At 69.2% G+C, this 6,272-nt stretch carries 4 protein-coding genes; 2 read left to right on the top strand and 2 right to left on the bottom strand.

Annotated elements, in window-relative coordinates:
* Positions 1–145 precede the first annotated feature (145 nt).
* Both ACIQ3R_RS13850 and ACIQ3R_RS13845 read left to right on the top strand, forming a co-directional pair.
* On the top strand, positions 146–2,467 hold the full coding sequence (locus tag ACIQ3R_RS13850) for a PAS-domain containing protein (RefSeq protein WP_397419447.1): 2,322 nt from the start codon (positions 146–148) through the stop codon (positions 2,465–2,467).
* Complete coding sequence (locus ACIQ3R_RS13845) at positions 2,464–2,997, top strand: DOMON-like domain-containing protein (protein ID WP_397419446.1); 534 nt, start codon at positions 2,464–2,466, stop codon at positions 2,995–2,997. Before ACIQ3R_RS13850 ends, ACIQ3R_RS13845 begins: the two co-directional genes overlap by 4 nt.
* Before the next feature lie 4 nt (positions 2,998–3,001).
* On the opposite strand, the gene ACIQ3R_RS13840 is transcribed toward ACIQ3R_RS13845, so the two are convergent.
* On the bottom strand, positions 3,002–5,806 hold the full coding sequence (locus ACIQ3R_RS13840) for a [protein-PII] uridylyltransferase (protein WP_397419445.1): 2,805 nt from the start codon (positions 5,804–5,806) through the stop codon (positions 3,002–3,004).
* 56 nt (positions 5,807–5,862) lie between these two features.
* Positions 5,863–6,255, bottom strand: a complete 393-nt coding sequence (gene mscL / locus ACIQ3R_RS13835) for a large-conductance mechanosensitive channel protein MscL (protein WP_397419448.1) — start codon at positions 6,253–6,255, stop codon at positions 5,863–5,865.
* Positions 6,256–6,272: the final 17 nt, after the last annotated feature.

Raw genomic sequence — 6,272 nt, 5'->3', positions numbered from 1 at the left:
AGAGGGCGGTTCAATGCCTGCTCGACCGATACGGCTATGGGATAGAGGATCGCGCTCATCGCAAGGCCATCATCGCTGAAATTCGGCGCGGGCGGAACGGCGAGGGCGGCTTTAGAGTCGGGCAGGGTGATTCGCCGGGGCGTCGATGGGCACGCACGAACTGATGCTGGCGGCGGCGGCGGGCGCGGTGAGCCTGGCGATCTCAGCCGTCCTCTGGGCTTTCGCCCAGCGCCGGGCCGCCGACCACGAGGCCGCCCGTCTGAGGGCGCGTATCCGGACCCTGGAGGCGGCTGCGGAGACCGCCCAGGCCTCCACCGAAGCCTTCGATTCCGCCCTCCTGGCGGTGGAAGACGGCCAGGCGCTGCTGGCGTCGGGCGCGGAGAGCCTCGCAGTCTGCTGCGAGGCGCTGGGGCTTGGCGCGCCCGATCCCCAGGCCCTGCTGGCGGCCCTGATGCGCGCCGATCCCGATCATGCGCGCCGTCTGCGCGGTCTGACAGAGCGGGGCGAACCCTGCGCCTTCGAAGTCACCGGACGCGCAGGAGTGGTCACGGTCGAGGGGCGCGCCGCCGGCGCCCTGGCCTGGCTTCGGGTCTCCGCCGTGCTGGGTGAGGGCGAGGGCCTGCCGACCGCGCCGCGCTTCGCCGCCTTCGTCGACGCCCGCAAGGCCCCCGCCTGGATCGCCGCTGCGGACGGCTCGCCGATCTGGGTCAATGCGGCCTGGGCCGAGGCCGCAGGGGTGGAGAACCTCGACGCGGCGGCCCGCGCCGGCGCCACGCTCGACCGAGGCGCCGATGGCCTCGCCGCCGAGGCCGCCAACCTCGGTCAGCGCCGCGAGGGTCTGCGCTGGCTCAGCCTGGGTGGCAGGCGTCGGGCGCTGAAGGTCACCGCCCAGCCGCTGGAAGGCGGCGGCGTCGGGGTCTGGACCGACGATGTCACCGACCTGGAAGAGTCCCGCGAGCAGACCCGCCGCTACATCGAGGCGCACGATGAAACCCTGAACCGCATCGACGACGCCGTGGCGGTGTTCGACGGCCAGAAACGCCTCAGCTTCCACAACACCGCATTCGCCGAGCTCTGGGGCCTGGAGCCGGCCTGGCTGGGGGAACGCCCCACCCATGGCGAGATCATGGATCGCCTGCGCCAGCGTCGCCGCCTGCCGGAGACCGCCGACTACGCCAAGTGGAAGGCCGCCGAGCTCGAGCGCTACGCGCGCCTCGAGGCTGAGCCTGACGACCTTTGGAGCACGCCCGACGGCCGCACACTCAGGGTGTCGCGCCAGCCACACCCGATGGGCGGTCTGCTGATCCTGTTCGCCGACATCACCGGCGAGCTTCGGATGAAGGCTCAGTTCAACGCCTTGATTCAGGTGCAGCAGGCGACGCTCGACAAGTTGTCGGACGCGGTCGCGGTGTTCGGCTCCGATGGTCGCCTGCGCCTGCACAACGAGAGCTTCGAACGGTTCTGGAACATCACGCCTCTGCAGATCGAAGCGGCTGGCGACTTCGAGGGCGTGGTCGATCTCTGCGTCCACCGCCTGCACGATCAGAGCTTCTGGCAGGAGCTAAAGGGCCGTGTCGCCGACACCGATCCGGCCGCGCGCATGCCGGTGGGCGGCGAAGTTCGAACCTCCGACGACCGATTGGTGGAGTATCGCACGCGCCCCCTGCCGGACGGCGCGACCCTGATCGCCTTCACCGACGTCAGCGACGCGCGCCGCCTGGAGAGTGCGCTGGCCGACCGCGAGGCGGCGTTGAGCGAGGCCGAGCGGCTCAAGCGTGAGTTCGTCGGCAATGTTTCCTATGAACTGCGCACCCCGCTGACCACAATTCTCGGCTATTCCGAGATGCTGGAGAGCCACGGGGTCAGCGATCCCGAACGCGCCCGGTCCTATGCCGGAGCGGTCAAGGCCGCCGCCACCCAGCTCGCCCGCTCCATCGACGATGTGCTCGACATGGCCGAGATCGACGCCGACGAGATGGCGCTCGATGTCACACCGGTCGACGTGGCCGAACTCCTGCTCGAGACCGCCGCCCGCTGGCGGCCCCAGGCCGAGGCTGGTCAGGTGTCCATCATCATGGCGCCGCCGCAGGACGTCGGTGTGATCCGAGGCGACCGCCGCCGCCTGGCCCAGGTGCTTGATCACCTGATGGAAAATGCGCTCGGCCAGACGCCTCAGGGCGGAACGGTCAGTCTCGCGGCGCGGAAATCCGCCGGGGTCGTCCAGCTTCAGGTCGCCGACACCGGGCGCGGCATCCCCTTCCATGTCCAGGCGCACATCTTCGACCGCTTCATCGGTCGTGAGCGCGGCGGTCCGGGCCTGGGCCTGGCGCTGGTCAAGGCGCTCACGGAACTGCATGGCGGATGGGTGGCGTTGGAGAGCGAGCCGGGCGCCGGCGCCACATTCACCTGCCATCTGCCCGAGGATTCCCTGGCCGCACGCCAGCCGGAGCTGCGGTTCGCTCGATGAGCTCCGCTCGCGCCGCCCTGGTTCCACACCCCGCGACGCCCAGCGCGGTCCTGGGCGCGGCGGAGATTCACGCCGAACGCGCCGCCGACGGGGAACTGAGGCTCCGCTGGATTCTCTCGGGCGTCACCGACCTTCTGGTCTGGCCGGCGCGCGGCGAAGGGCGGACCGACTTCCTCTGGCGACGCACCTGTTTCGAGGCCTTCATCCAGGCGCCGCCCGCTCCTGGCTATCGCGAGTTGAACCACGGCCATGGCGCCTGGGCGGCCTATCGGTTCTCGAGCTTCAGGTCCGGCATGGGCGATGCGCCCCTGCGACCGCCCCGGATGCGGATCGAGATCGGCGCTTCTGAAGGCGTCATCGAGGCCGTCTGGCGCCTGGACCTGCCGACAGACGCCGCATGGCGGCTGGGCGCCACCATGGTGGTCGAGGCCGCCGACGGGAGTCTTTCCTACTGGGCCGTCACCCATCCGGGCGCCCGTCCGGAATTCCATGATGCCGCCGGTTGGACGCTCGACCTCACGGCGCCCTGAAACCCTACCGCGCCACGCTGGCTCGGGCGCGCTGAAGCGCGGTGCGGCGGTTCGGCGGAGCTTCAACCTCGTCATTGAGGGCCGCCAGCATAAGGGCCTTCAGGCTCGCGCCACGCTTGGCGTCGGTCACCTTGCCGCCCTCGGCGTCGACCACATAGAAGGCGTCCACAGCCCGCTCGCCATAGCCGTCGATATGGGCCGAGGTGATCAACAGGCCCGCGTCGGAGAGCGTGCGCGCCAGACTGGCCAACAGGCCCGGCCGATCCCGGCCCGAAGCCTCAACGACCGTCGCCGCCTCCGAGGCGTCGTTGTCCAGCATCACCGTCGGCGTGATGGCGAAGGCCGCCGTGCGGCTCAAGTCCGACCTGCGGATTTCCCGCGCCGCAGGCTGCCCGCGGGCCGCCGCCGCCAGGGCGTCCGCCAGCCTGCTGAGCGCGCGCGGATCGCTGGCGCCTATCGGTGCGCCGGTGACGTCCTGCACATAGAAAACATCCAGCGCCCGCCCGCCGCGCGAGGTGAAGACCCGCGCGCCCACCACATTGGCGCCGGTTGCGGTCAGTGCTTCCGCGAGGTCGACGAACAGGCGTGGACGGTCAGCCGCGGCCACCACCACCTCTGAGGCGTTCAGGTCAGGCCTTACCCGAGCCTCCGCCGCTGCGTCGCCGGTGCGGGCCAGGCGCGCGTGGGTCAGCACTTCTTCGTCGGTGAAGGCGGTGAAGTAGGCGTCCTCCATGGCGTCGCCCCAGGCTTCGCCGGCCGGATCGGCCCGGGCCAGCCGCACCCTTGCGTCATAGGCCGCATTCTCCTGATAGCGCCGCATCGCCGCCGCGGCGTCCGAACCACGACCGCCCCGAAACACCGCCTCAGTCGCGGCATAGAGCTCGCGCAGCAGCTGGCCCTTCCAGCCGTTCCAGACGCCTGGGCCCACTGCCCGGATATCGGCCACCGTCAGCACCAGCAGCAGCCGCAACCGCTCCGGCGTCTGCACGATCCGAGCGAAGTCCGCCACAGTGCGAGGGTCGGAAACATCCCGCTTCTGGGCGTAGTCGCTCATCACCAGGTGATGCTCCACCAGCCACGCAACCAGCTCGATCTTGGGACGCTCCAGCCCGAGCCGCTCACAGGCCTGACGCGCCGCCCGCGCGCCGGCCACCTCCTGTCCACCGGCGCCGCCCTTGCCGGTGTCGTGCAACAGCATGGCCAGGAACAGCGCCTCGCGGTCGGCGATCAGCGGCATGATCGCGGTGGCGAGCGGATGGTCGTCCCCCATCCGCCCCGCCGCCACCTCGGCGATGATGCCTACGGCCCGCAGCGTATGCTCGTCCACGGTGTAGGAGTGGTACATGTTGAACTGCATCTGGGCGACGATCCGCCCGAACTCCGGCAGGTAGCGGCCCAACACCCCGCACTCGGTCATCAGCGTGAGCGTGGTGCGCGGATCACGCCCGCGCGCCAGAATGTCGAGGAACACTTTCGCCGCGACCGGATCACGGCGCACCGCCGAGGTGATCCGGGTGGCCGCGCGCGAGGCCATGGTGAAGGCGTCGGGATGCAGGTCCAGGTTCCGCTGGTCTGCGATGCGGAACAGCCGCAGCAGATTGACCGGGTCGGTCTCGAACAGGCCCGGATCCACGTCCAGCCGGCCGCCCACCTCATGGAATCCCGGCTCGTCCAGCGGCTTGCGTTTCACCTGCCGGCCCGGGATGAACCTTGAAATTCCGCGTGGCTGCGACTTGAACTGCTCGGCCTCCAGCTTGGCGGCGAACACGCGCGTCAGCGCCCCCACGTCCTTGGCGATCAGGAAGTAGCGCCGCATAAAGCGCTCTACCGCCGGCGCATCGCCCCGGTCGCCATATCCCATCCGGCGGGCCAGCTCCGGTTGCAGGTCGAAGGAAAGCCGTTCTTCCGGCCGGCCGGTGGCGAAGTGCAGATGGCCGCGCACCGCCCAAAGGAAGTCGAACGCCTGGATGAACGCCCGCACCTCGCGGCGTTCGAACATCTCCAGCTGCAACACCTTTTCCATCGACTGGCCGGGATTCAGATACTGGGCGATCCAGAAGAGGGTGTTGAGGTCGCGCAGGCCGCCCTTGCCCTCCTTGATGTTGGGCTCGACCATGTAGCGGCTGGCGCCCGCGCGGGCGTGGCGCTCATCGCGCTCCTTAAGCTTGGCGGCGACGAACTCCGCGCCGGTGCCGCGCACCACCTCGTTCTCGAAGCGACGCACCAGATCCGCCGCGAGCGCCTCGTCGCCGGTCAGCCGCCGCGCCTCCAGGATGGAGGTGCGAATGGTGTAGTCCTCGCGCGCCAGCCTGACGCACTCTTCCACTGTGCGCGACGCATGGCCCACCTTGAAGCCCAGGTCCCACAGCGCATAGAGCATGAACTCGATCACGCTCTCGGCGTGCGCGGTCTGCTTGTAGGGTCGCACGAACAGGAGATCGATGTCGCTGAAGGGCGCCAGCGTGCCGCGCCCGTAGCCGCCCACCGCCATCAACGCCAGCCGCTCGCCCTCGGTGGGGTTGCGCGCCCGAAAGATGTGAACGGTGGTGAAGTCCCAAAGGGCGGAGACCACCTCGTCGGTGACGCCTGACAGCAGCCGCGCGGTCTCAATGCCGCCGGCGCCGTTCTCCAGCCGCTCCTTGGCGATCATCCTTCCCCGAAACAGCGCGGCCTTCAGAACCTCCAGCGCCGCCTTACGCTGGGCCAGTTCATCGCCCAGGTTCTCAAGCGCGGCTGTCGAAAGCAGGGCCCGTAGTCGCACGCCGTCGACGACGTACTCCAGGCGCGTGGGCTTTAGGCGTGTGGGCATGGCGCGGCTGTCTTACTCCACGCCGATGAGCGATGTCTTGCCGTGCGTGGCGAGACTCAGCTGCGCGACTTCAGCAGGTCGCGGATCTCGCTCAGCAGCACCACATCGGCCGGCGGGCCCTCGGGCGGTTTGCGCATCCGGTTGATCGTCTTGACCATCAGGAACACCACCCAGCCGATGATCAGAAACTGGATGATGGTGTTCACGAAGGCGCCGTACTGGATCGAAACCTTCTCGACCGCGGCGGTCACCGGGTCGTCCGGCTTCAGCACGAACTCGAGTTTGGAAAAGTCGATCCCGCCCAGCAGCAGCCCGATCGGGGGCATGATCACATTGTCGACCAGGCTGGAGACGATCTTGCCGAAAGCCCCGCCGATGATCACGCCGACCGCGAGGTCGACTACATTTCCGCCCGCGATAAAGGCGCGAAACTCCGACGCTATGCTCATGGGGTCGTCTCCGCCGG

Source organism: Phenylobacterium sp., assembly GCF_044371015.1.
Classification (GTDB): Bacteria; Pseudomonadota; Alphaproteobacteria; order Caulobacterales; family Caulobacteraceae; genus Phenylobacterium.
Note: the sequence above shows the minus strand (reverse complement) of the source record. Positions and strands in the feature narration are given on the sequence as shown.

What these genes read in the sequence shown, in the direction of transcription:
- mscL (WP_397419448.1), bottom strand. Translation starts at nt 6,255, where the DNA reads ATGAGCATAGCGTCGGAGTTTCGCGCCTTTATCGCGGGCGGAAATGTA.
- ACIQ3R_RS13840 (WP_397419445.1), bottom strand. Translation starts at nt 5,806, where the DNA reads ATGCCCACACGCCTAAAGCCCACGCGCCTGGAGTACGTCGTCGACGGC.
- ACIQ3R_RS13845 (WP_397419446.1), top strand. Translation starts at nt 2,464, where the DNA reads ATGAGCTCCGCTCGCGCCGCCCTGGTTCCACACCCCGCGACGCCCAGC.
- ACIQ3R_RS13850 (WP_397419447.1), top strand. Translation starts at nt 146, where the DNA reads ATGGGCACGCACGAACTGATGCTGGCGGCGGCGGCGGGCGCGGTGAGC.